The organism is Flammeovirga aprica JL-4, from assembly GCF_012844305.1.
In the GTDB taxonomy this organism is placed as follows: Bacteria; Bacteroidota; Bacteroidia; order Cytophagales; family Flammeovirgaceae; genus Flammeovirga; species Flammeovirga aprica.
The window spans coordinates 1-26,850 of record NZ_JABANE010000113.1; the positions used below are offsets into that span (position 1 = coordinate 1).

Consider the following 26,850-nt stretch of genomic DNA (forward strand, 5'->3'; position numbering starts at 1 on the left):
ATTCATCAAATGTTTTTCGTAGATTTGCTACTGAGTTAAGGCTCATGAAAAGTTGTTTGTTTTATTTTGTAGGAAATTTAAAATAACAACTTTTCTTCCTTTTTAGAAAGTTATCCAATTATCATCGGGTAGAGTAAAACAGCACTTTCTCTGATAAGGAAAAAATGCTGTTTTCATTATTTTGAATAAAAGGTTTGATTATTCACTGTCATAAGCCCATTTCAGGTAAAGAGAACCCCAAGTGAATCCTCCTCCAAAGGCTGCGAAAACTAAATTGTCACCCTTTTTAAATTTCTTCTCAAAGTCCCATAAAACCAACGGAATTGTGGCACCAGTAGTATTACCGTATTTTTCAATATTGATACAAACTCTGTCCTTGTCCAGCTTCATTCTTTTGGCTGTAGCATCAATAATTCTGAGATTGGCTTGATGTGGGATAAGGTAAGCAATGTCTTCAGCTTCTAATTGATTTCTTTCCATAATAGAAGCGGCAGCAGAAGCCATATTGGTAACGGCATGTTTAAACACAGACTTACCATCTTGATGGAAGAAGTGCTCATTTTCTGCTAAATGCTGTAATGAAAGGGGGTAAGCTGATCCTCTTTTTACATTCAAAAGGTCTTTGCCTGATCCATCAGAATGAAGTACAGCATCCATAAGGCCATATTCTTCACTAGGTTCAAGTAAAACAGCACCGGCTCCATCACCGAATAAAATACAAGTATTTCTATCAGAGTAGTCCATCACAGACGACATCTTATCGGCACCGACTACCACCACTTTTTTATAATTTCCAGACTTGATAAAGTTGGAAGCCATTTCCAGAGCGTAAATAAATCCTGAACAAGCTGCTGATATATCAAAGCTCATAGCATTGGAGTTAATCGCTTCACAGACAATATTTGCAGTGGAAATAAAACCCATATCAGGAGTAGAGGTCGCACAGATTAGTAAATCAATTTCCTCACCTTTGGTATTCGCTTTTTCTAGCAATGCTTGCACTGCATTAATTGCTAGCGTAGAGGTACCTTTATTGTCTCCCTTCAGAATACGTCTTTCCTTAATTCCTGTTCGAGAAGTGATCCATTCATCACTTGTGTCCACCAATTTTTCTAAATCTTGGTTTGTTAATTTGTCTTCAGGAACCCAGCCTGCTACAGCGGTAATCGCAGCATTTTTTGGACTCATACGTTTGGTTACTTTTATGGTAATTGTGTGTTAAGAAGTAAAAAAAAAGCAGTACTATGGGGGTACTGTTTTCTTAGAACTTCGATGCAAAAAAAAGAATTTTTTTCCGATTAAAGAAAAAATATCACTATATAAAGATGTTTTTTACAATTTATATCAATTATTTAGTACAAAGTATTGTGAGTGAATATTCATTAATCGTTTATCAAAAAAATAGACTTCCTTCATAACAATATGCTAATAAAGGAAGCCTGTTTTTTTTAGAAGGAAAAAACCTTATTTTTCTTCAGGTAGATGAAATTTTATTGGATCGCCTACTTTACCTTTTAATAAAGCGATCTCCAATACTTCTTTTGCGTCTTTAACAAAATGAAGTGTTAATCCATCAGTATATTTTTCAGGAATATCCTTCACATCTCTCTGGTTTCTTTCAGAGAAAATGATCTCTTTGATTCCTGCTCTTTTAGCGGCTAACAATTTTTCTTTGATGCCACCCACAGGCAATACTTTTCCTCTCAATGTGATTTCACCAGTCATGGCTAATTTCGCCTTCACTTTACGTTGAGTGAAAATAGAGACCATGGAAGTTAACATTGTTATACCTGCAGAAGGTCCATCTTTAGGAACAGCACCAGCAGGAACGTGAATGTGTAGATCATAGTTTTCGAAAATTCTATAATCAATACCATAATGTTCTGCATTGGCCTTTAACCATGATAGCGCCGTAGTAGCTGACTCTTTCATGACATCTCCTAACTGACCTGAAAGTGTCAATCTTCCTTTACCTCTGTTCAATGAACTTTCAATAAATAAGATCTCCCCACCAACAGAAGTCCATGCCAGTCCAGTGACTACACCAGCATACTCATTGTCCTGATAAGTTTCTCTTTCGAAAATTGGAGCACCTAAGAATTTTACAATTTCGTCAGGTCCAATCGTCTTCTTATATTCTTCTTCAAGAGCAATTGATTTGGCTACCTTTCTTACGATAGATCCAACAGTTCTCTCCAATCCACGAACACCAGACTCTCTTGTATAGTTTTCAATTAAGAATTTTAAGCCTTTTGGTGAAAGTGTGAAGTCTTTCGCTTTTAAACCATGCTCCTTTCTTTGTTTCGGGATCAAGTGTTTTTTAGCGATTTCCTCTTTTTCTTCAAACGTATAGCCTGTAATCTCAATGATTTCCATACGGTCTCTCAACGCAGGCTGGATAGTATCTAAAGAGTTGGCAGTTGCAATAAACAATACTTTAGAAAGGTCATATTCCACTTCCAAGTAGTTGTCTACAAACGAACTGTTTTGCTCAGGGTCCAATACTTCCAAGAAAGCCGAAGAAGGATCACCTCTAAAGTCTGCACCAATTTTATCAATCTCATCCAAGATGAATACAGGGTTGGAAACACCGGATTTTTTGATGCTTTGAATGATCTTACCCGGCATAGCACCGACGTAAGTTTTACGGTGACCACGGATCTCTGTTTCATCATGCAAACCACCCAATGAGATTCTATTATATTCTCTGCCTAATGCTTTTGCAATCGAACGTCCTAGTGAAGTTTTACCTACACCTGGAGGGCCGTATAAACATAAGATAGGTCCTTTGATATCATTTTTAAGTTTAAGAACAGCAAGGTATTCCAAGATACGTTCTTTCACTTTTTCTAATCCCTGATGATCTTTATCCAAGATCTTTTGAGCATTTTTTAAGTCGAAAGAATCCTCCGTCAGTTTATTCCATGGAAGATCAAGCATAAACTCACAGTAGTTCATCGATACCGCAAAATCAGCAGCGGCAGGGTTTGAACGTTGAAGCTTTGCTAATTCTTTGAAAAAATGTTCTCTAACTTCATCAGGCCAATCTTTCTTGACAGCACGTGCTTTAAGCTCTTCAATTTCCTGGTCAGGACCTTCCATTCCTAACTCGCCTTGAAGGACTTTCATCTGCTGACGCAAATAATAATCACGTTGTTGCTGATCAATATCTACATTAGTTTTTCCTGCAATTTCATTTTTGATTTCCAAAACGTTCACCTCCTTGTTCATTAACTTAAGGAGTTTTTCGATTTTGGTCTTACCATCAGCAATCTTAAGGATTTTTACTTTTTCCTTAACATCAGCAGTGATATTTGTAGCAATGAAGTTGGCTAAAAACTCTAAACCTTTGATATTTTCTAAAGCCAATGAAGCCTCTTGAGGGATATCACGGTTCAAGCTTAAAAGGTGATAAGCGGCATCTTTCAATGAAGATTCCAATGCTTTCTCCTGGTCAGCTGAAATATTTTCAAAATTCTCTTCTTGAATCGCTACATTACCCTTTAAATAAGGATTTTCTGTAGTAACATCAATCAGTTCAACTTTTGATCTCGCTTGAGCAATGATTGTACAGTTGCCATCAGGTAATTGAAGAATTTTTACAATTTGCACTAGTGTACCGTACCTGTGCATGTCCTCAAATGAAGGATCTTCTACAGCACCATCTTTTTGAGCAATTGCAGTAATAAATTGCTTTTTGTCGTAGGCTTCCTGAACAAGTTTTAAAGATTTTTCTCTTCCAATAGTAATGGGTAAGATTACATTAGGGAAGAGTACCATATTTCTAAGGGGGAGTATGGGTACCTCAAGCTCTGTAATTCCGTCTAATTGATATTCGCTACTGTCATCCTCAGCAATCACTGAAATAACAGCATCGTTATTTATATTTGATAAAAGCCCTTGGGCTAATGTATCTTTTGTCTTTCTCATAAATTGAGTTTGTCTTGTCTTTATTATGCCAAACTGCACAATCAGTATGGTTAGTATTATTCAATATTGTACCTAAATACGAAACACTGACATATTTTCATGCTCAACTGACAAAAGTGGCGCAACAATGGACGGTATATTTTTTAATTTTATTTACAATTGTACGTAAATAATCTTTTTTTCGTTAGTAAATATAGATATGTTTCAGGTTTGAGATTATCTTTTGCAGGAAAGTATATAATTAATTAACATCTTTGATTATCTTAAAGAATAGAGAGATAAGATAAACTATGGAAAAAACCTTCGTTAGAAGCGGACTTTGCCTTTTCTTTATTGTAATGTTTTTCGTGCATAACCCAATATATGGACAAAGAAAGAAGAAAAAAAAGGCTGAACCTCAAAATAAAGAACAAAAAGACAGCGGACTGAAAGTCTCGGAATTTGAGCCCACTGCAATCAATAAAGTCGTAAGGTTGCCGGGTTTGAAATTTCCTAATATAAATCGTATTCCATATTATAGAAACGACAAAGCATTGGCCCAAATAGCTAGACTAGAAAGAAACAAACAATGGGCTGAATACAGAGAAGTTTTGTATACATATGTGACTTCTTTTGGCATACAAAATTTTCTACGCAAAGAAGATATGGACCTTATTTGGCGTTTGGCCAATGTATCAGAACATGAAGGCGATAGGGCTTTAGCAAAAGAAACGTACAGACTTCTTCTAAGACATTACCGTGGCGATTTTTCACGTGCTTTAAAGCATTATGATGAGTTAGTGTTATTTGAAAAACCACTTTATGCCAACTTGGAAGATTACTATAGGTTAGTAGATAAAAGGGCGCTGATTGATACGCTTACCCCTCCGGAAGATGTTTTGGTGGATATGGGTGGATATGTCAACTCCCAATTTTCTGATTATGGGATGACATTGGGCGGTGAAGAACAAAATAGATTGCTTTTCACAAGTAATAGAAGTGGCAGAGATACTTCAGCATTTAACAGGCAATTTAATCCATCACATGCTAACGAAGATATTTACGTGTCTGAGAAAACTGAGTTTGATATGTGGGGGCCAGCCGAATCTTTTGATGCGATCAATACAAAATACAATGAGGGTTCTCCTTATCTCACCAAAGATGGAAACACACTTTATTTTATCAGATGTATGACTCCCGATGGCTATGGTGATTGTGATATTTATGTAGCAAAGAAAGATGCTGAAGGAAAGTGGGGAGAACCTGTAAATATGGGACCTGGTATAAATTCTTATGCCTGGGATTCACATCCGTCTTTGTCCATGACTGAAGATACCCTTTATTTTGCTTCAGATCGTAAAGGTGGGTTTGGTAACTCTGATATTTATTATAGTGTAAAGAAAAGTGATGGAAGCTGGAGCAAACCCAAAAATATAGGACCTTTCATTAATTCCAGAGGAAGTGAATTGAGTCCACATCCACATGTGAAATATCCCGTTTTGTATTTTAGTTCTTCACTAGGAGTAGTCAATTTTGGAGGATTTGATATTTATAAATCATTCATCGTTGATGGCAATTTTACAGAACCTAAAAACGTAGGTCCATTGGTGAACGGTTCAGGAGATGAATATTATTTCGCTATTGATTCAGATGCGAAACAGCTGTATTATGCAAAATCAAGAGTGAAAGGTGATCCGAACTTAGATTTACAATCCTTTCCACTTCCAATGGAAGCCAAACCAAATAATACTGTACGGTTTTCAGGAAGGGTAGTAGAACCGACCACAGGCGAAGTTTTTAAAGGAGTAGTAACGATTATTGATTTATCCGATAGGGTGGAAGTAGCACCTAAAGAAATTCGTGAGGATGGCTCTTTTGATTTTGAGTTAGTCAATGAGAAAAAATATCTGCTAGTGATTGAGGGAGATAATTTTTTCCAGATAGAAGAAATATTTTTTGTAGAAGGAGATAAGCACGTTCAAATTCCGGCAATTTCGGTGAACAGTTCTCTTTCTTTTGCCTCTATTGATTTTGATCCAGGGAGTTCAAAATTAAAACCTGAGATGGAAAACAACTTGCACTTAGTGGTAGATTTTTTAGTGAAACACGAAAATTACCGTCTACTTGTAACGGGACATACCGATTCTGATGGTAACTCTAAAGCCAATTTAAGACTCTCTAAAGAAAGGGCGGAATCTATTCGTCGCTTTTTGATTAATTATGGAGAGATGGAAGAGAACCGCGTAATTGCAGATGGGAAAGGAGATGATGACCCCATCATTTATAACCCCAAGAATGAAAACGAGAAACGCTTAAACAGGAGGGTAGAATTTAAAATCTTCCTTGACGAATATAGAATATCTGTACCTGTAACAGATGATAATTTTGAGTGGAGTGAGGACTAATTTTTTGGAAAGTCGCTTAATAACATTCATATTTGACGAACTATAATATTATAAACACAATAATCATAATTGATTAACTGTCATGGAACAAGTAAAATCTATCTCTTCGCAAGAAGCTATTGCTTTGGAGAAGAAATATGGTGCACACAACTATGCACCCCTACCTGTTGTTTTAGAGAAAGGTGAGGGCGTTTTTGTATGGGACGTAGAAGGAAAGAAATACTATGACTTTCTTTCAGCTTACAGTGCAGTGAATCAAGGTCACGTTCATCCAAGAATCTTAGATGTAATGATCAAGCAAGCTTCAAAGCTGACATTAACATCAAGAGCTTTCTATTCAGATCAATTAGGTATTGCAGAAAAAATGTTGTGTGAGACATTTGGTTTCGAAAGAGCAATCCTAATGAACACAGGTGCTGAAGGAAACGAAACAGCCATCAAATTAGCAAGAAAGTGGGGATATGAGAAGAAAGGTATTCCTGCAAACGAAGCTGTTATTGTTGGTGTAGAGAAAAACTTCCACGGTAGAACAACTACTATCATCTCAGCTTCAACTGACCCTGTAGCAACAACAAACTTTGGCCCTTTTATGCCAGGTTTCGAGATTGTACCTTATAACGACATTGCCGCTTTAGAGGAAGTATTACAAAACCCTAATGTTGCAGGTCTTTGGTTAGAGCCAATTCAAGGAGAAGCAGGTGTTTACCTTCCTGAAGAAGGATACTTGAAAAAAGCACAAGAACTTTGTAAAAAGCATAATGTATTATTTATGGTTGATGAAGTTCAAACAGGTGTAGGTAGAACAGGTAAATTGTTAGCGTCTGATTATGATGAAATTAAACCTAATATGATCATCTTAGGTAAAGCGATCTCAGGTGGTTTTTATCCAGTATCAGCTGTTTTATCATCAAATGAAGTAATGGATGTTTTCAACCCAGGTGAACATGGTTCAACTTACGGTGGTAACCCATTAGCTTGTGCTGTAATGATGGAAGCTTTGAATGTTTTAAAAGACGAAAAGCTTACTGAAAATGCTTACGACTTGGGTGTGATCTTCAGAGAGAAGATGCAAGAACTTTGTGGTAAAACTGATTTATTATTAGGTGTAAGAGGTAAAGGTTTACTCAACGCACTTCTAGTAAATGACATAGAGGAAAGCTCTACAGCAACAAAATTATGCTACGCTTTAATGGATAAAGGTTTACTAGCGAAACCAACACACGGTAATATTATCCGTTTTGCTCCTCCTTTGGTAATCACTGAAGAGCAACTGATGGAGTGTATTGCAATCATTGAAGAAGTTGTAATGAATTTTGAGAAGTAATTTCTCAATCAAGATATAAGATAGGGCATCTGATGGTAATAATTAGATGCCCTATTTTTTTATTAAAATGGAATCCCCATAATAGAGAAGGAAGCCCAGTGATAAGGGTTGTTACTTACTTCAGTCCTAAAACGTTGAATGGCTTTTTTATAGGGTGAGTAAGGATATAATCGACCACCTTCTTTTAAACATTCAAAATAAATACTCATAAACTTAGCCGTATATAAATCATCCAATTTCCATAAAGACATCATTACCTGATTTACACCAACTAATTGAAATGCTCTAGCCAAACCCATAATACCCCAGTTGTTGGAATTCCCTAGTCCTGTATCACAAGCACTCATTACGGTCAACCAAGCATTGATTTTTTGAACATTAGCAATGTCCAATATTTCTCTTCCTGTCACCCTATTCACCCCATTTTCTTGTTGTGATAGTGCAAGGTAACTTCCATCATAAGGATCCTCGGGGTCAATAATACCATGTGTGGCGAAGTATAATATTTCACTTTCCAGCAGGTTATTCATTAAGTGATCATGATTGGCAGAAGCTCCTTCAAAAAGCTTTAAATCAACATAACCTTCCATCGTTTTAGCAATGGCTTCTACTTCCAATTTCGTTCCTGGCAATTTTGTTAATTGATCTGAGTAGCTGAAATCAGGATTGTAAAGTGCTAAAAGTGTTTCTGTTGTATTCTGTTCAAAGGTGGTGATATTACCACCAATATATTGATTTCTGTACAGACTTATCTCTCCCATATCAGCTTTATATTCATCAATAAAGACTTTAAAATTTTCACTGACAGAGAGTGTGTCAGTATAATAAGATAAAGGAAGTCGCTCGGATTTGTTGACAAGTTCTTGAAAGAAAGGTTTCATATGATATATTTCCCTTTTTTCTTCATCCCTTCTTACATTATAATTGTCAGCAAGATTATTGATCAAATCAGACACACTTGTTGTAATGGAGTAGGAAAAATGATCAATAAAAAGTGAACCATCCGGCATGTTGAAAGCTCCAAAAGGTAAAGTGCCAATGTTTTGAGTGGGAATAATAATTAAGTGACTGAATGCAGAAAGGTCTTCATTTTTAAAAAATAAAACATCTCTCAATTGCTCATAAGCCTCTTCTTGTTTTTTATGTTTACTGCTTTTTTTCTTTTTGACGACTAATGAACGAGTGGTGTTGTTCCCATTTTTGATGATCAACTCTTTTGTACTTAAGACCATTTGATCTATATCTTCTTCTTTGATGGCCACTTTTTCAATCACAGTGATTTTCCTAGCTCCCAATAAAGTCTTATACAAATAACCATTCGAATAGTTATACATTAAAACTCCAACTTTGTGTCCTTTCAAAAAGTAGGCATCCAATGCACTCTGCGTAATTTCCAACGCATTAATCAGTTCTTTTCTACGTGACACACTACGGGTTGCTAGCCCTTTATTATAAAAATAATAATTGATATTGACGAGTTTTTGGAGTATTTCAGAATCAGAATGCTGTCGATCATTATGCACTTTTGATACAAAACGCATCACAGTGTTTTGTGGCAATCCTGTTACTGAAAAATGGCTTACATTAATGGAGTGCGATTTGTTTTTTTGAAGAAGGGAAGAAAGGTCTTTTTGAAATTTTTCTTTTACGGTATAGCACCTATCATAATAACCGGCATCGTCTTTTGGTTCCACTTCTGTTAAATCTAGGAAGTTTAATTGAACACTGTTTCCGTTTTCCGTAATGTTAATCGACGGGTGAATTTTGAGATCACTGATGTCTCTGATAGGGTAGGTGCCTACAAAAGTTAGCTCATCCTTATCTAAGAAGATATCATCAACTTCAAGACTAAGCACATTGGCCTTTATAAAATAAGAGCCTTTACAATCACAAACTGTATTTTCGTCATTAGGACGGTATAATTGAATTTTACTTTTTAAGGTATAAGAGAAAGAGACTTCAGAAAAGTCTTCAGATAGAAACTGATGTTGGCCTTTAAAAGTATAAACAGTATCAATGATTTGTGCTTGACAGTTATAGACACATAAGAAAGTAAAGAGAATAAAGAGTATTGATTTCATAGATATATAAGAGCTTTTCAACATAATAATGAAAAGATCCATTTTTCAAAGTGCTACTTCCTTTTAAAGATTTGATATATCGTTTTAATAAAGTAGTTGAAGGTAAAACCGGATAGTAACAGAATGATACTATAGCTGAGAAAGTACATCAGTGATCTGTCACTTAATATTGAAAGGTTGATTTCCGGCAGGATTAAGAAAACAAAGCTTATCACCATAATAATAAAGATTAAGCTTCCGAATTCAGTTTTTCCAATAATGCTGTCGTCGTTGTCTTGATTCATGTTTGTAATGTTTAAGTAGAAAGAGAAATGTTATAAAGACCTTAATATTAAGATCTGAATTTTGTAGTATGACTATGCTTTTTCAAGCTTTGTTTAAGGAGTGTTTTTCTTCTTTTATCGTAAAATTCAGCATCCTTCATTACAAAAAGAATATAGTTTCTTTCGGATGCAAAACAGTAATTGATGCCTTTATGTTGATACCCATAATCACAATAGCCATTGTATTCTCCTTTTTCAACTAGCGACAACCCATATTTTTTATCCAGAAACTGAATCATATTTTGAATTTCTGCTTCACTAAAATAATACTTGTAGGCCATAAACTTGATTTGATATATTTTCCTTACACTTTTTTTATTATTAGCATAAATACTTTCGCATTCCAATGTCCCAGAGATTCCATTGAGTGAAACTGAATCAGCAATAATTTCTAGTGGTGTTGTTTTTTGAAGCAATGAATAGCCTAACAAGGACTGTGCATGAGCATAATTTTGTAATAGAAGAAGTAGAGGTAGTACAAAGAATTTTTTCATAGTTCAGAAAGTTTGTAATAAAGTATCAATAAAAAAGTAAAGGCATAAATCTTGAAATTAGCTTCAAAATTTATGCCTTTATTTACGGAGAGATATATACTACTCAGTAATTATAACTTGTTTTATAACACCTCTTTACCTTCCTCATCCACAGGGTAAGGGATAAATACGAAATTGACAAAGTCTTCATCAATCACGAATAGGCAACAGAATTCATCTGCATTTTTATAGTTCTTTTTAAACTCCTCATACTTTTCAGCAAGAATAAGTTCTTTCTGAAGGAATTCTTCGGCGAATGAAACATTGTAATTCCATTCTAAAAATTCTTTTTGCTGAGGCCCTACAATGTATTGTCCTACACTTGCCTGTGTTTTGCTTACAGGGAAGATAGGGTATTGAGAGAAGTTTCTTTTTCTGATTTGATAAGAAGCCTCTTGAAGTACCGAATAAACTTTGATAAAGTCTTTAGTGATGGTACCAAGATATTTTCCCTGACTATTTAATTCTGGCGTATTCTGCATATTCTTTTCTTTGATAAGGAGACATTTGCATTGACTCCTAATTACAAAATTCTAAAGTATTACGGTGTGATGCAAATCTCTTAAAGTAAAGTTAACGATTTCGGTTCCTTTGAGCAGAACTCTCAGGCTTATTTACTTGATAAAGATCTTTTTTACTGCTTTCCCATCAATTTCCAAAAGATAAATACCCGCAGAAAGTGAGCTTACATCTACAGTTCCGTTGGAGAATTGATCTAGAATTTTATGTCCATAAAGATCATAGATTTGAATCTCAATTTTTTGAGACAAACCTTTGATATGGAGTTGTTGATCAGCAGGAATAGGATAGACTTCAACATTTGAATATTGATGATCAATGCTTGTAACAGTTCTTTCTTCTAAAAGTAAAGTGAAATCTACTGCCTTTTGATCGTTGGTGTTGACAATAAATTTTGCAGTTGTTTTAGCATTGTCATTAGGAGAATATTTAATAGTTAAATCTAAACTTTCCGTCGGTCTTAGGAAATCAATATTTTCATCATACTCTACTTTAAATTCACTATTATCCTCTATTCGCACTGAAGTCAAGTCCAATATTTCAGAGCCTCTATTGAGTAGTGTTAAAGTATAATTGTCTATGGAAGAAAAATCAATAGTAGAAGGGGTTATGACTTCATTGTTATGCAGAACTTCCAATACGGGAAGTAAAGAGTTCATTCTGACAGTATAAGAAAAATCATTGGCACCAGGTTCATCAGTTGTGATTTTAACTTTAGCATCATAAACTCCTGGAAGATGAGGATTGGCCTTCATGATCAGTGATGTTTTTTCAGAAGGTTGAAGTACAAGTGGGAGATCTAAACCTGAAAACTCTAATGTATAACCATCATTCTGCTCTACATCTATAGCTTTTAGAGTAAGAGGAGCGACTCCCTTATTCTGAATAACGTAAGTGTATTCAAAATCTCTATCATAACTTAAAGGACCATATTCTTCAATATCTCCATTCCATACCGTAATGGTATTCTCTGGATTACTCATGTAAAACTCTGATTTCACAGGGTTGGAAGTGAGCTTTACTGTCTGAACAGGTTGTTTATAATCAGAAGTTTCTACTTTTAAAATTTCCTCATAATATTGATGGGCTTTGGAAGAAGTACTATATACAATCACATATCCTTCTGATCCAGCACTGATTTCATCTTGAGTGTATTCCTTGATATTGAAATTCAGTTGATCTCCATCTTTGAAACTAACCTGATTAATTCTGATTGGTAAAGTACCGGAGTTTTTTACAATCAATTTTACCTCTTTCCCTTTGTTGATATCAAAACGTCCAAAATCAATGGGGTAAGATTCTGAAACTAAATTTCCATTGTACCTTAATTCAGCTTCATGATATTGGTGAAAAGTATGTACACTGAATCGTATGTTATTGTACTCATGACTATTAGAAACAATATCGATAGGAAAGCTATTTTTATAAGTGTTTTTCCCATTAGGGGAGTAGGTAAATGTGATTTTTTGTTTTTGATTGGCGCCAATATCACCTCCACTATAATCAAAAGAAAACTGATTGTGTATATCATAAACTTCAGTAAACTGAGTAATATTCATGACTTTATTCCCGACATTCTTAATGTAAATCTCTTCTGTAACAACAGCATTGTCGGTCGTAGGCGTCATATCAAAACCTAAATTTTGAACAATCTCATTTCCGTCTTTATCCTCAAAACGAATAAGAGCAGCTTCAACAACAGTTGAAAAATTCACTTTCACTGCCGATAGATCAGGGTCTGTTGTATTAAAAATCAGCTCAATGTCTTTTTGACCAATGCTAGAAGGGATTAATTCCAGTGTATAGTTTAGTGCCTCATTAGGTTTGATTGTTTTAAACGAACCACTATTTGTCATATGGTATTCACGGCTATCACTTTGGTTGAGTGTGACACCGTTAATCGTTAAATCAGAAGTTCCATTATTTTTGACTTCAAATGTGAATGTCTGTCTTGCAAAAGGTTTAGGAAGTTCCGCTATTGTATTTTCTTTTTGAAGAACTTTCCCATCATAGCTGAGCACTGCCTCAGGTGCCAAAACGTTTCCAATCACTTTTAATTGATGAACATCTACTTGTCCCCTTTCAAGTTTGTTTTTTACAAGGATCTCAAAAGCTCCTTTCTTTGTCGCTTTGAATGCAAAATTATTGTTGAAAGTGGTACCACTGCTAAAGCCTTCCTTTTTGTGATAAGAGGAAACAATAGTATTTGATGCAGATTCAAATTCTGTTTTATCGACAAACATATAACCCTTCCCAATGTTCTCCATTTCAACAGTAAAACGTCTAGTTTCACCAATAACAATATCACCTAAATCAATCTGATTATTGACGATAGGATAATCATTGCTAATTAATTTTAATTCACCATCATCTTTATTTACAATAGCATTAATGAAGATAGATGGCTTTGAAGCATCAGAAGTAGAGAATTTTATAAACCCGTTATGTTTTTCAATGTTACCTGATGCAACATAATAGATATGAAAACTACCCACCTGATTGGGTGGAATTGTCATTTCATCTGAAGCTGGGAAATACCCAAAAATGCCATTTTTATCAAAAGTGATATCATAAATTCTTAATGACTCAGTGTCTGATTCATTTCTTACCACAATTTGTTTTGATAGAATAGAGGAAGAAGTGCCTGGATTACCAAAACCTAGGGTTGCATTGTTAGCGAGTTGTTCTTCACTGTTATCACTATTAACACGGTAAAGGCCCAAAATACCTTGTGCTGAGGTGGGAATTGTGATGTTTAAGAATGATAAAAATAGAAAAGTAAAAATTTGTTTAATCATCAGAGTTAGTTGATTAATAAGTACTGAGACAAACTAAAAAAATGAGAAGTTTAGATGATCATTTTTCAATCTATAGAAGTAGGTTTAGTGCGTATGTAAAACAGTTAGGATAATAAAAACCTAAGCAATAATGGATGAAAAAGGATAGGTTAAACTCAAAGAAATCTGACTTAGTACTGTATGAGAGATTAATAAAAATTATTTGTAATTCGTGAAACGAAAGTAGCATAAATATTAGAGGTTATACTTTGAAATAATGGATTTAAACCCGTTGTATACTTTGTTGAATTGATTAGAAATGAAATATTATACTGTTGGATGTTTAATTCAGAAATAAAATATTGAGGTTTGCGTTTTATGCCTAGTTTGTGATATGTGGAGTTAGTTTAACAACTGTTATCATACAATGATTATTTAGTGTTAAGCGTCAGAAAAAGATATAAAAAAACCATTCTTAATGTTGCCAAAAAGAATGGTTATGAAAGGTTGCTTGTCAGTTAATTTTAGATAATTTCTTTGTCCAATGAAATGACTTGTACTCTACCATGATTACCGAATTCATCGAAAGCGGCAATTTGAATAGCTCCGTCAATTTTCATTGGTGAAGTAAACTCTTTAGAATTATTGTCTAGTGTATCTTTCACAGATGCATATCGAATTTCAAGACCAGGGAAGGCAACATTCACTTTCAATACGCCATCTTTCAATTCAGTACCTACAGGAGGAATTCTGAAATGACGGCCCCATGATGCCAATCTGTTGAATTCTCTTTGACCTACAGCATTGGCAAAAACATTCCATTGCTGATCAAGGTTTTTGAAGATCGCTTTTTCTTTATCACCCTTTCTCACTGGCGACTTAGCCCAAGCTCTTTCACCCAATGCCATTAACTTAGGGTAAAGCAAGTACTCAGCATCTTGTGGAGATTTTAATGTCTCAGCCCATAATGCACCTTGAATACCTTTGATATGTGATAGACCTTTGGCAGTTAAGCGCTCTTTGTCTTTCATTTCAGCTACTGTCAATTCACCGCCTAAGCGTAGTTTGTGACTTACTTCAAAGAAGTTAGTAGGCAAGTAGTTGAAAATATTTCTAGTGTCGTTATAATCTCCCCAGTAGAAACCAGGCTCATTTACTTCTTTAGTGTAAGCCATATCAAAATACAAACTTGATACGCTTGTCAGGATCACATCATAACCTTCATTTGCTCTCTTATAACCGAAGTCCTCAGTTCCTGTACCCCATGAGTTATCCCAAGCATTAAGTGTTAAGTTTTCTGGAGACATACCTTCAGCATGATGAAGAATATCATCCCATAACTGTAATTTGATTTGGTTTGACTTTGCGATCTCAGCAAGTTTTACTGCATAAAAACCTTTAAGCTCGTTGATGTTGTCGATGCCATTTTCTTTCATAAACTCTTGGCAAAGTGGAGATTTCTCCCAAACACCATGAGCTACTTCATCACCACCAAGGTGCATTGTTTCTAATGGAATACCTGCCTGCTCATAAATACTTCTGAATTCACCGATCAAATCATCGATAAAAGTGTAAGAAGATTCTTGACAAGGACAGATTGTATTGTCATTGAAACCTTGAACTGAAGAATATTCAGACTCATCATTTGGATCATGAAGAATGTATTTATCTGCCTCAGCGTTCTTTTCAACTTTACGTAAATTATCCGCTCTGAATTTCATCGCATTGATAGCAATACGTGCGTGACCCGGTAAGTCAACTTCAGGAATGATAGTGATGTTTCTTTCATCTGCAAAACGAAGAATTTCAACATAATCTTCTACAGAGTAATAACCGTTTGAAACATTCTCAATGCCTTCAGCACCTGAACCATAAGCAGGGTAATTACTGTATTCAGAAGTTGGGTGCTTACGGATACTACCAATCTCAGTCAATTCAGGGAATTTCTTCAACTCAATTCTCCATCCTTCATCGTCCGTTAAGTGGAAGTGCAACGTATTCATTTTGTAGAATGACATTACATCCAGAAGGTTCAAAATTGTTTCTTTTGTCTGGAAGTTTCTTGCTACATCTAACATCAAGCCTCTGTATTCAAAACGAGGCTGATCTTGAATTTTTGCAGTTTTGATTTTGTTGGATTCACCTTTGATAGGCAAAAGACCTCTTAATGTTTGAATACCATAAACAAGTCCTTTTTCCTGACCAGAAATCTCAATATTATTTTCATTGATATTTAAAGTGTAAGCCTGCTCAGAAGCATTCACTTTCTTTTCTTTTAGCTCAATAGCATTTTGAGTAGCCTTAGCCACTACTTCAAGCTCAACGCCAGTAGCGTCTTTGAAATAGCTTTGTAATAATTTAGCTTGACGAGTTAATTTGGCAGAAGCTTCAATTTGCTTCAATGCTGTAATGTCAATGCTTGATTTTCCTTCTGTTACTTTGAAAGGAGAAGGAATGATCTTATGAGCAGTAGTTAACTCTATTTGAGATAACTTACTATTCTTTTCATATCTGATTTCTTTCGTTTCAACTTCATAAGTGTCTGTATCAGAGATTTTCGCCATGCCAGGCTCTAAATCACTGTAAGAGTAACTAGGAGTGTAGAACTCTTTCTTATTGCCGTTGTTGAAAACAAAGTAGAAACCTTGAGCTCTGTCAGTGTATTTGATTACGGCACTGTTTGTATAAAGAGGAACAATAATGCTATCACCTGTCGCTAATCCTTTGAAAGATTGTTTAGGCGTGATTTTAAAGAAGTCTCCATTGATATTTTGGATATCGACATCTTTACCCGCAAGGTCTGCATTTAATTTTGTACAAGGTTTATTGTTGAAATAAAGTTCCCAATTCCCCTTATCTAATTTTTGTTTACCTACGTTTTTGATTGTTAATTCTGCAAATGATTCGTGCTTGTCATTCGCTTCGTTTGTTCGTTGTTTCCAGTGTATCGTAATATCCTTAGTGCTTTTTTCTTTTGTGCTAACACAAGATGAAAGTCCTAAAAATACAATGAATAAAAGGTAGTTGAATGTCCTCATTATATTTCTAATCTATTGTTCCTTTGGCAGAGCCAAAACATAATCCTAAATTATTTATATAAGCAATTTATAATTTAATAAGTGTAGAAAGAAAACTTTTAGCTGAGAGGCAGGTTTTACAAGTTAAACAACATAAAACTGCTGTTTAATGTATTTTACCTGATAGTTGAAACCAGTAAACAACAAAGGTCACATTGGTACGCTTGGTACTAATGCAACCTTTGTCTGTATTGTTGGTTAAGTGATTTATTATTAATGATGTCTTTTTTGTAACAATTGATATAGTATTCTAAAATGCTTTTTATGAGCTGAAGGTATTAATCCAAAAGATAATTAAGGATATAAATGTTATACCTAACAGGGTAAATAAAAAACAGAACAAGGAAAACGTACGCAAAGTACATAAAGTATAGATCCATTTTAGATAGATCTCCCTTCGGGGGCGTGCTCCAATCCAAGTCCAAAAAAGAAGATTTACTGAGTTGTACTTGTTGTACTTCAATTTCTCCTTCATTTAGAATAGTAATATTGTTTTTAGATAAGTTTTGAGCGACCGTTGTTTGATGCTCTTTTGAGAAATGATCAGTTAGAAAAGGTAAAGCTCCTGCACCGATAAGGATCAGGGCGAAAAAGAAGTATTGAGCTTCTCTTACGATGATTTTTTTTACCTTTTTCACGTAAACATAATTTTAGTAGAACTGTAATTTGATTTGCTTTTTAAAACGTACTAAAACAGCTGTGGTTGGAAAATGGACAGTGGAATTTAGATAAGTTGTTTTATTATAAGGGATTTTAAAAGAATCAGATTGTTTTTATCCTTTTTTAAAAAGTAAGAGCATGTTTGAAATATCTCTTTTAGTAAAAATTCTCACTTTAAGAACATGAGTTTATTAATTTCATCAACTATAGAACCACTATTTTCTCTGAAATTAATTTCCTCACAACCTTAAATGGAAAATTTTTACGTCTAAAATATATATTCCAAACATGCTCTAAAGGCCAATAACCCTTTTAAGATTATTGGCCAATAAATATCAATAAAGACGATGCTTATTTAAGCTTCATGTCTTCGATAATTTTTGCTACTCTTTCTTCCAATGCCGCATCAGCAGTATCAAACTCGTCAGCAGAAGCAATAGAAGTGTTTACGCTGAAGTAGAACTTGATTTTTGGCTCTGTACCAGATGGACGAGCAGAAATCTTAGTACCATCTTCTAAGAAGAATTGCAATACATTTGATTTTGGAAGATCAATAGTACACTCTTCTTTAGAAACTAAATCTGTAGCTACTGAAGATTGGTAATCTCTCATTTCAAGCACAGTAGAACCGTTGATTGTTGCAGGAGGGTTAGCACGAAGTTCTTTCATCATGTTAGCGATTTCCTCTGCACCGCTCATACCTTTCTTAGTGATTGAGATCAATTTCTCTTTGAAGTAACCGTGTTCAACATAGATATCGATCAATTGGTCGAACATTGATTTACCTTCATTTTTATAGTAAGCTGCCATTTCACAGATCATTGAAGAAGCAGCGATAGCGTCTTTGTCTCTTACTGAATCACCGATCAAGTAACCGTAAGACTCCTCACCACCTACGATGAAGTTTTCCTTACCTTCTTTCTCTTTGATTACCTCAGCGATGTATTTGAAACCAGTCAATACATTGTAACAAGGCATTCCGTTGGCTTTCGCGAAGCGGTCGATCAAGTCAGTTGTAACGATAGTTTTACAAACGAAATCGTTGTCTTGCGCTTTACCTTCTTTCTTACGAGCAGAAATCACGTAGTTGAATAATAAAGCAGCAGTTTGGTTACCGTTTAATAAAGTCCACTCACCCTTGTGGTTTTTGATAGCAATACCCACACGGTCAGCATCAGGGTCAGTACCCAATAAGATATCCGCGTCAATTTCTTTTGCTTTTGCTAAAGCCATGCTCAATGCTTCAGCTTCCTCTGGGTTAGGATAAACTACAGTAGGGAAGTTACCGTCCACTACAGCTTGTTCCTCGATGATATGAACGTTATCGAATCCAAGTCTTTCTAAAATACGAGGCACCATAGTGATACCAGTACCGTGGATAGAAGTGAATACGATTTTCAAGTCTTTCTGTGCTTTGATCGCTTCAGGAGAAACAGCCAAACCTTCTAACATGTTTAAGTAAGGCTCATCTACCTCTTTGTTGATTTTCACAACTTCTCCGGCACCGCCTTCCCACTTCACATCTTCGATGGATTCAATTTTTCTAACTTCAGCAACGATATTTCCATCATGTGGAGGTACCACCTGACCACCGTCTGCCCAGTAAGCTTTAAAACCATTATATTCTTTAGGGTTGTGTGAGGCAGTAAGTACAATACCTGTATGACAACCTAATTCTCTAATTGCAAAAGATAATTCTGGAGTTGCACGAAGTTCATCAAATAAATAAACTGTAAATCCGTTAGCAGCTAGAACATTTGCCGCTACTTCAGCAAAGAAAGAACTGTTATTTCTACAGTCATATGCAATTGCTGCTTTTGGAGTTCCTTCTACTTGTTGTTTTACATAGTTTGCTAATCCTTGAGTGGCCATACCAACAGTGTATTTGTTCATTCTGTTTGTACCCACACCCATTATACCACGTAAACCACCTGTACCGAATTCAAGTGATTTGTAAAAACTTTCTTTGAGTTCTTGTTCGTCTTCGGCTTGTAAGCGTTTAATTTCTGTTTTTGTTGCTTCGTCAAAAGGTCCTTCCAACCAAGCTTGTACGTTTTGGTTTATTATTTGATCCATTATAATATATAAGATAAGATTGGTATATACGCGTGCAAATTAATATAAAACAATAACAACTTTACGGTGATTTATATCAATTACTTCTAATATCTTTCTAAAATTGTTTAAAAATGTTAATTTGCTATATTACAACCGTTTGAAATAAACCAAAACACCCACCAACGATTATTACTAATAACATGTTTACCTATTATCAAATACTAGAAATTGACGAAAAAGCCTCAGCAAGAGAAATCAAACGTGCTTACAAACGAATGGCAAAGAAATACCATCCTGATGTAAGCAATCATGAGAACGCGGAGGAGTATTTCAAATTGATCATTACTGCTTATAATAATCTATCAAACGAAACACAACGTGAACTGTATGACGCATGGCTATTTCAGGAAAGATCTACTACAAAGAAGAAAAGAGCGCCTCTTCCTAAAAATTATCAACCTGCATACTCTAATGCTTCCAAAAAGAGAGAAGACCGGGAAGTGATGCGATGGGGTATGGTGTCTGTGATTGGCTTCTTTTTTTTAGTGATTACCTTTATTGGAGTGAATAATTACCTGAAAGATAAGAAAGTAGAAGAGCAAATAGCATATGAATATTCCTTCCTTCAGAAAGCACAAAGAGCAGCACAGTTGAATGATTATGTCACTGCTTTTCAGATCCTGGAGTCTGTAGAATATGATATGCAATATTTGTATACACAGCATCGAAAGCTGTATGATAGTCTACACTCGGTGTTGAAAAATACCTCTCTGCAATTGTTTGAAGACAAAGAATATACTTCGTTGCATTATCTCTTGACAGAACTAAGAGACAGTTCCAATAATGTGCTGACAGAACAGATGTTGTGGCAATTGGCGCTTTCTCAATTCAACATTCAGGAATACAATAACAGTGCGAAAACATTTAGATCTTTAATCACTAAAAACAAGTGGAATTACGATGCCTATGCGGCTTACTCTGAAGTGTATTCTTCGGGATTGAATTCCCCTGAAAAAGCCATTGATATTTTAACGGAAGGAGTGCTTGTAACGACCGAAGAATATACAACCACATATGGAGCAGCTTATGCGGTGATATTAAATGGGGAAGACATTCCTAATACTCATTTCAATCTTTATTATTTAAGAGCCCGTTTGCTGTTGAAGCTTGATAGACATAAGGAGGTGATACGTGATTTGAATTGGGCTTTAAGGTTAAGGCCTAATAATGAGAAACTACATCATATCTTAGGAAATGTATATTCCGAAATAGGTGAAAAAGACAAAGCATGTGAATCTTGGGTCGAGGCCGAACGCCTTGGACATATTCCATCCTCAACAATGTTGTATAAATTTTGTGCTGGACCAAATTCTTAATTTGAAGTAGGCTATTTATTGGTTTTATAATTTGAAGCCTCAAAATTCTCCCTCAATTCTATTTTAGAATTTATACTTCACTTGTTTGAAGTAAATAAAGAATGGATGTTTTACGATTAAATCACGTGAAATGTCCATTTTTTTTATTTTTGAAGGGTTATTTAAACTGTTTTGAAGGGTACTTTTTTCTTCTTAAAGAGGTGTGAAGTACTACAGAAATCAACAGATACACGTTAAATACTACTGCTTTTTTTGACGATAGAAACTAAAAGATCATTTTTTTTCCTGTAACGATTGAGTACGCTCAGAAGTAGACTTAAAGTAGTACATTTCTTTGAGTGACTACGGTGAATACCTAAATTTTCGACAATTAATCAGGTATGATTCTAAGAGAATGTTTGAAACATCTCTAGGTTAATTACTTAAACAATTTTACACTTACAACTTAAAAAATGAATGAATTAATTACTCTCAAGGAGATGAGTATTCCTAGAAGGGTACACTCTCTATTTACTTTGATCCAGAGTATTCACCTTTCTCAAAAACTAATTTCTCTATTTATAGTTTTCATACTTTCTTTTTCTGTTTCCAATGCACAGGAATACGGAGTTGAAGTAGAGAATGGGATAGGTACAATCTATTTTGAGGATCAAAACTGGACAGGTGGATGGAATTACATCTGTTTAGGAAGCAACTGTAATGCAGGTGTTAAATCAGGTACAAGGTGGGAAAGAGAAGTGGCAGGGCTAGAAGTGGGGCAGACATACACTATTCAGCTAAAAATTCAAGACAATGCAACAGGACAGTATATTTCACCAGCATACACAGTAGTTGCTAAAGCAAAAGGAGATTCTTCTAACCCTGATCCAGACCCGACTTGCGATGATGGCATACAAAACGGGGATGAGACTGGTGTAGACTGTGGAGGATCATGTGCGCCTTGTCAAGTGACACCTCCACCCGTTTCTTCAAGAAAAGTAGAAGTAGAAATGGCTTCTATCCTTGGCGGAGCATCTATTTATGATGACGCTTCCGCTTCAAATGGAAAAGGGGTTGCTTACATTTCGTCTCAAGGAGCTGGTTTTTCAATAGCCAATGCTTCTTCAGCATCTTCAGTTGAGATTGTTTATGCATCTGAATTATCTGGAGAGATCTCTATTTTTGTGGATGGTGTAGATCAAGGAAATATACCATTTACAAGTACAGGAGGATGGGTAGGTAACTATCAAACGGTTACTCACTCGGTTGATATTCAGGAAGGAGCTACATTTGAAGTGATTTTTCAGTCTGGAGATGCTGCTCTAAATATCGACTATGTCAATTTTGTGGGAGAAGCAGGAGAACCACTTCCATGTACTGGTTTGAATAACCCTTCTTCCATTTTTACAGGAGTTACAACAACCAATGAGACTTCAGATGGCGCTTTGGATGGATCAGTGATATTTAATTTTAATAATGTCAATAATGATTATGATAGCGTTACTTTCATTTTAGGAAGTACCTCTTACACTACTCCAATTAGTGATCAGTCTATTGTAATTCAAAATATTGCATCAGGAAGCTATCCTGCATCAATTCAATGGAGCAATGGTGATTGTAGTACAGATTTAGGAACTGTAACCGTGGGTTCTTGTGAAAACGGTATACGTGATGGTAATGAAACACAAACAGATTGTGGTGGTATTTGCCCGACTTGTACAGAAGATCCTCTTCCAACTTATGAAGACCTTGTAATTTCTGTAGCCACTTCTCCAACGCATGGAGAATATTTAGTAGCTCAATATGGAGATCAAGCACCAATGACAATTTACACATGGACCAATGATAATTCAGAGTTTACAAATTGTACAGGAGGTTGTGCTGAAAACTGGCCTTATGTGGTTACAGATGCAAAAGCTAATTTGATTTTGCCAACGACTTTACCTTCAGGTGTAACAGGTGAGTTTGGTTTAAGTGGAACTTGTGATGGACAGTTACAATTGACATTTGATGGAAGCCCATTGTACTACTATATTGGAGATAATGTACAAGGTGATATAACAGGAGAAGGCGTTGGTAATGTATGGTTTATCGTGAAAGAAATAGCTACTAATACATGTTCTGATGATATTCAAAATGGAGATGAAACAGGTGTAGATTGTGGAGGTTCTTGTACTCCTTGTCCATCAGGACCTGGTGAAGGATCTTGTAGTGATTTCGGTTTGACAATTATTGATGGTCAAGGAATTCTATATTACAGCGAAGACCTTGGAACCGCATTATATATGTGTTTGAATGGACAATGTTATGCACCTGATGTTCAGGGAGATGGTTACTACAAACGTTTCGTTCAAATTTCTACAAATACGGATTATACTATAAAAGTTCAAGGCAGTAATGAGCAAGAGAAAGTAGCTCAAGTATCACAATGTTATTTTGTACCTACTTGTAATGATGGTATACAAAACGGAGATGAAACAGGTGTCGATTGTGGAGGAAGCAGTTGTAATGATTGCCCAACTTGTGAAGATGGTATTCAAAATGGAGATGAAACAGGCGTAGATTGTGGTGGAGCAAATTGTATGTCATGTGATGTAGTTTGTAACGGTACTCCAAATCCAAATGCGACTGTTCAAAAGACGAATGAATCTGTTGAAAACTTATCGGATGGAACAATTACGTTTGTGTATGATGATGTAGAAGGAAGAGAGTTATTAGAATTCTCAATTGATGGAGGCCAAACCTACCCTTATGCTAGAAATGATAATTCAGAGTGGTTTACAGTAGCAGATCTTTCTCCAGGAACTTATCATATTATGGTAAGGTGGGGTAATGGAGGTGATTGTCCTATTGATTTAGGAAATGTCGCTATTTTAGAAGGTGGCCCAGCACCTACTTGTTCGGATGGTATTTTAAATCAAGGTGAAACAAGAGTAGACTGTGGAGGTCCTTGTCAGGAATGTGCTGAAAATCCTTGTGGTGACGTGCCTTTAGTACTATATCCATCACCAGCATTGCCAACGCCAGTTTTAGGAGTAGCTCCAGGCACACATGGTTACACGTTTGATTTAGCAGAAGATTTATCAACGGTCTCTGTAAGTTATGGTCAAACGATCGGTATTCAAGCGGGCGGTGATCCTGATTTTGAATTCTTCTGCTCATGTAATCAAATTGAATTTGAAGGCATTAAACTGAATGAAACTGGAGAAGTTCCAGCGAAGTGTAAGGATGCGGGTGATTTCTATTATTTCTTCAGATATAAAAAACAAGGTTATATGACCGATGACCCTGGTGATCAATACATGTACTCTTCGTTATTTACCACAGAAGGAGAAAGAATTGACCCAAGAACTCGTCCGACAATCAGCTCAATTGGTGCCAATTGGATGAGATTCAGACATCCACATGCTTATGATGGTATCACAGAGGCGATTTTTGATGCAGTTCATAATGCAGACCAATTACGTTACCTAGACCGTTATGAAACAATTATTACTGACGGCCCAGATAACTTAAGAATCGATCCTCAACTGACTTCTGCCAATGGTACATTTCACCCACATGCAGGACAAGATGTAACGGTAGTAAGAATTGATATTTTGGATATTGGTGATTCTCCTGCACCAAGATATGCAACAACCGTTGGTGGTGTTTCAGGAACAACTTACGCAGATTTAGGTCCTGGGTACAACTACGGTAATATGGTAAATTATGAAATCACAGCAGTAGCGGGTGGTAGTGGTGCACAAACGTATAACACCCTTCAAAATTACTTTATTGGTCAAGGTTTTAATACACTTGGAGACCCAAGATTGGCGTCCGCTGGTAAAGCTTCTACACTGATGATTTTGCCAAGTTTAGAAACTGCTGGTTTCAACGAAAGAAACTACAATTTAGAGAGAGATGCCATCTTTACTCAGCATTCTATTACAGTAGAAAGTGAGGATGATGTGGATGATTTCCTTGAAGGGCATCACTTATTCCATGGCGTAATTAACAGAAGCGAAGCAGGTGGTTACAATCAGTATCAAGTGGAATTAGGAGAAGCAAAAATTGGCTCTACGACTTGTGGAACTTGTCACTTTAGAGATGGTAGAGGACCTGAAGTAATTCAAACTCCAAGAGGTCCGCGTGTACCGCCAGCAGTTTATGGTGTTGGTTTCTTACAGTGGATTGCAGGAGCTGAAGTTGGATTAAGATGGGATGGAGGTGCTGAGACAGTAGAGGAACAAACTCGAAATGCCTTGATTGAAGATCATGGAATTGATCCTGATACAGATATCTCTCAAGAGGATTTAGAGCAAATCGTTGCTTACACGAAGTTTTTAACGGTGCCAACAAGAAGTGCTAATTCTTATAATATTCCAGGTGTAGCTGAAGGAGAGTTAGCCTTTAATCAAGTAGGTTGTGCCACTTGTCACCAAGTATCACAGAAAACAAGAAGTGATGCACCGAAAGAATTTAGAGATTTGGTGATCCGTCCATATACTGATATGAAATTGCATAATGTCAATAATGGAGACTTCAGAACACCTGCACTTTGGGGTATTGGTAGAAACATTGATTTATTAGAAAGAAATGGACATCCAACCTTATTTATGCATGATGGTTCAGCGAATTCTTTGGAAGGAGCTATTCAGAAACATGGTGGTGATGCCTCTGGAGTAAGAGCAGCTTACAATGCACTTTCAGAAGAGGAGAAAGCTAACATTATTAAGTTTATCAAGACACTTTAGAAATCAATGATGAAGGGTCACTGGTTCGTGGCTCTTCATCCAAAAAAAGAATAAAATGAAGAAAATTATAACAACATTACTACTGATTTTCGGGTGTTGGATAAGTGTGCAGGCACAACAGAATGTCGATAATATCACCGTAAAATGTCCTCCTTGCCGACCAGTAGCTAGCTGTGATCAGTGCTTTGAAACTCAAGCTCAAGCAGATGCAACTTGTAATGGTTCTAATGGAAGGTCTACTACTAAAGGATTAGTGGAAGAGTTGTCATCTTTGAGCATCAATATTTACCCGAACCCTAGTACAAAAGGCGTTTTTACAGTGGAGGGTAAAACACCATTGAATGGTAATATTAAACTCTTTTCGCCAGTAGGTGCCTTGATAAAAGAATTCAATGTATCAGAAGCAAAATCCTTCAAAGTAGGTCAGAAATTAGGACTTAAAACCGGAATCTATATTCTACTTTACACAGATAAAAGCGGAATATTAATCACTAAACGAGTGATTGTAGATCATGAAGATTAACGTTTTATAATTAGATGAATTAATGCGAATATTGATTCTCTTAGAATTTATTTATTTGAGGGTAGTGTCTCAAATAATATCAGATGAATTTTCAGTTAGAAATTCAAGAGTTAAAGAGGTTCCTTATCTGAGGAGCCTCTTTTTTTATTGCTTTTTGATGAAAATGAACTTGTTCTTAAAACTTATAATGCTTGAATTCTTAAGTCTTATAACAAAATGAATCCTTATTTTCTAGATAAGTACTAGGACAAATGAAAGCGAGTATTTCGTAGATCCATAATTTCAATTATGGGCTTATGGGAAGATAAATCATTTATCAACTTGTGATTATAATATTTGGCTTATCTGTATTTAAATGGTTATAAAGACTGTAAATCTTTGAGGTATGTCAAGATTATAATGAAAGTTGGAAAATGTGATAGCTTCCCATAAGCCCATGACTTCTCTTATGGTTAATCCAAATAAAATCCTTATTATTTAGTACAATTTTATAAAAATCCCTTCAATAAGTTTTTCCAAGCAAAACTAAACCTGAATTTCATCGGTAAAGGGTATATAAACTCCTTCATT

The 26,850-nt window shown here is 35.6% G+C and carries 14 protein-coding genes; 5 read left to right on the forward strand and 9 right to left on the reverse strand.

Annotated features, from left to right (window positions below; translation table 11 throughout):
- Positions 1-198: 198 nt before the first annotated feature.
- Together HHU12_RS27565 and lon are read right to left on the reverse strand one after the other, a co-directional pair.
- The gene (locus HHU12_RS27565) at positions 199-1,188 is read right to left on the reverse strand and encodes a beta-ketoacyl-ACP synthase III (protein WP_169659961.1); all 990 of its coding nucleotides are present in this window, start codon (positions 1,186-1,188) and stop codon (positions 199-201) included.
- Positions 1,189-1,464: 276 nt separating this feature from the next.
- Positions 1,465-3,930, reverse strand: coding sequence for an endopeptidase La (gene lon, locus HHU12_RS27570; RefSeq protein WP_169659962.1), 2,466 nt, complete (start codon positions 3,928-3,930; stop codon positions 1,465-1,467).
- Positions 3,931-4,220: 290 nt separating this feature from the next.
- Here lon and HHU12_RS27575 point away from each other — a divergent pair, with 290 nt between their 5' ends.
- Both HHU12_RS27575 and rocD read left to right on the forward strand, forming a co-directional pair.
- Entirely contained in the window at positions 4,221-6,314 is a 2,094-nt protein-coding gene (locus HHU12_RS27575; RefSeq protein WP_169659963.1) for an OmpA family protein, read from the forward strand.
- Positions 6,315-6,396: 82 nt separating this feature from the next.
- Positions 6,397-7,638 (forward strand): ornithine--oxo-acid transaminase, encoded by a 1,242-nt coding sequence (gene rocD / locus HHU12_RS27580; protein WP_169659964.1) that lies wholly within the window; start codon positions 6,397-6,399, stop codon positions 7,636-7,638.
- A 62-nt stretch (positions 7,639-7,700) separates the two neighbouring features.
- Here the strand turns inward: rocD and HHU12_RS27585 are convergent, their stop codons facing one another.
- The 7 genes from HHU12_RS27585 to HHU12_RS27615 all read right to left on the reverse strand — a co-directional run bounded on the left by HHU12_RS27585 (position 7,701) and on the right by HHU12_RS27615 (position 19,684).
- Positions 7,701-9,719 carry a CHAT domain-containing protein gene (locus HHU12_RS27585; protein WP_169659965.1) on the reverse strand — a complete coding sequence of 673 codons (2,019 nt, stop codon included), beginning with the start codon at positions 9,717-9,719 and terminating at the stop codon, positions 7,701-7,703.
- Between the two features lie 331 nt (positions 9,720-10,050).
- Positions 10,051-10,536: a hypothetical protein gene (locus HHU12_RS27590; RefSeq protein WP_169659966.1), complete on the reverse strand. Its 486-nt coding sequence runs from the start codon at positions 10,534-10,536 to the stop codon at positions 10,051-10,053.
- 122 nt (positions 10,537-10,658) lie between these two features.
- Positions 10,659-11,057 carry a hypothetical protein gene (locus HHU12_RS27595; RefSeq protein WP_169659967.1) on the reverse strand — a complete coding sequence of 133 codons (399 nt, stop codon included), beginning with the start codon at positions 11,055-11,057 and terminating at the stop codon, positions 10,659-10,661.
- A gap of 132 nt (positions 11,058-11,189) precedes the next feature.
- Positions 11,190-13,892, reverse strand: a complete 2,703-nt coding sequence (locus HHU12_RS27600; protein WP_169659968.1) for an Ig-like domain-containing protein — start codon at positions 13,890-13,892, stop codon at positions 11,190-11,192.
- Between the two features lie 503 nt (positions 13,893-14,395).
- Positions 14,396-16,909, reverse strand: a complete 2,514-nt coding sequence (locus HHU12_RS27605; RefSeq protein ID WP_169659969.1) for a family 20 glycosylhydrolase — start codon at positions 16,907-16,909, stop codon at positions 14,396-14,398.
- Between the two features lie 317 nt (positions 16,910-17,226).
- Positions 17,227-17,586: a hypothetical protein gene (locus tag HHU12_RS27610; protein ID WP_169659970.1), complete on the reverse strand. Its 360-nt coding sequence runs from the start codon at positions 17,584-17,586 to the stop codon at positions 17,227-17,229.
- 373 nt (positions 17,587-17,959) lie between these two features.
- The gene (locus tag HHU12_RS27615) at positions 17,960-19,684 is read right to left on the reverse strand and encodes a phospho-sugar mutase (protein WP_169659971.1); all 1,725 of its coding nucleotides are present in this window, start codon (positions 19,682-19,684) and stop codon (positions 17,960-17,962) included.
- A gap of 182 nt (positions 19,685-19,866) precedes the next feature.
- Here HHU12_RS27615 and HHU12_RS27620 point away from each other — a divergent pair, with 182 nt between their 5' ends.
- The 3 genes from HHU12_RS27620 to HHU12_RS27630 all read left to right on the forward strand — a co-directional run bounded on the left by HHU12_RS27620 (position 19,867) and on the right by HHU12_RS27630 (position 26,280).
- A complete protein-coding gene (locus HHU12_RS27620; RefSeq protein ID WP_169659972.1) occupies positions 19,867-21,042 on the forward strand; it encodes a tetratricopeptide repeat protein in 1,176 nt (391 codons plus the stop codon).
- A 452-nt stretch (positions 21,043-21,494) separates the two neighbouring features.
- Positions 21,495-25,757, forward strand: coding sequence for a di-heme oxidoredictase family protein (locus tag HHU12_RS27625; protein WP_169659973.1), 4,263 nt, complete (start codon positions 21,495-21,497; stop codon positions 25,755-25,757).
- Positions 25,758-25,812: 55 nt separating this feature from the next.
- On the forward strand, positions 25,813-26,280 hold the full coding sequence (locus tag HHU12_RS27630; protein WP_169659974.1) for a T9SS type A sorting domain-containing protein: 468 nt from the start codon (positions 25,813-25,815) through the stop codon (positions 26,278-26,280).
- Positions 26,281-26,850: the final 570 nt, after the last annotated feature.

Excerpts from the sequence above, each read along its gene's own strand:
- HHU12_RS27565 (WP_169659961.1), bottom strand. The coding sequence starts at position 1,188 with ATGAGTCCAAAAAATGCTGCGATTACCGCTGTAGCAGGCTGGGTTCCT.
- lon (WP_169659962.1), bottom strand. The coding sequence starts at position 3,930 with ATGAGAAAGACAAAAGATACATTAGCCCAAGGGCTTTTATCAAATATA.
- HHU12_RS27575 (WP_169659963.1), top strand. The coding sequence starts at position 4,221 with ATGGAAAAAACCTTCGTTAGAAGCGGACTTTGCCTTTTCTTTATTGTA.
- rocD (WP_169659964.1), top strand. The coding sequence starts at position 6,397 with ATGGAACAAGTAAAATCTATCTCTTCGCAAGAAGCTATTGCTTTGGAG.
- HHU12_RS27585 (WP_169659965.1), bottom strand. The coding sequence starts at position 9,719 with ATGAAATCAATACTCTTTATTCTCTTTACTTTCTTATGTGTCTATAAC.
- HHU12_RS27590 (WP_169659966.1), bottom strand. The coding sequence starts at position 10,536 with ATGAAAAAATTCTTTGTACTACCTCTACTTCTTCTATTACAAAATTAT.
- HHU12_RS27595 (WP_169659967.1), bottom strand. The coding sequence starts at position 11,057 with ATGCAGAATACGCCAGAATTAAATAGTCAGGGAAAATATCTTGGTACC.
- HHU12_RS27600 (WP_169659968.1), bottom strand. The coding sequence starts at position 13,892 with ATGATTAAACAAATTTTTACTTTTCTATTTTTATCATTCTTAAACATC.
- HHU12_RS27605 (WP_169659969.1), bottom strand. The coding sequence starts at position 16,909 with ATGAGGACATTCAACTACCTTTTATTCATTGTATTTTTAGGACTTTCA.
- HHU12_RS27615 (WP_169659971.1), bottom strand. The coding sequence starts at position 19,684 with ATGGATCAAATAATAAACCAAAACGTACAAGCTTGGTTGGAAGGACCT.
- HHU12_RS27620 (WP_169659972.1), top strand. The coding sequence starts at position 19,867 with ATGTTTACCTATTATCAAATACTAGAAATTGACGAAAAAGCCTCAGCA.
- HHU12_RS27625 (WP_169659973.1), top strand. The coding sequence starts at position 21,495 with ATGAATGAATTAATTACTCTCAAGGAGATGAGTATTCCTAGAAGGGTA.
- HHU12_RS27630 (WP_169659974.1), top strand. The coding sequence starts at position 25,813 with ATGAAGAAAATTATAACAACATTACTACTGATTTTCGGGTGTTGGATA.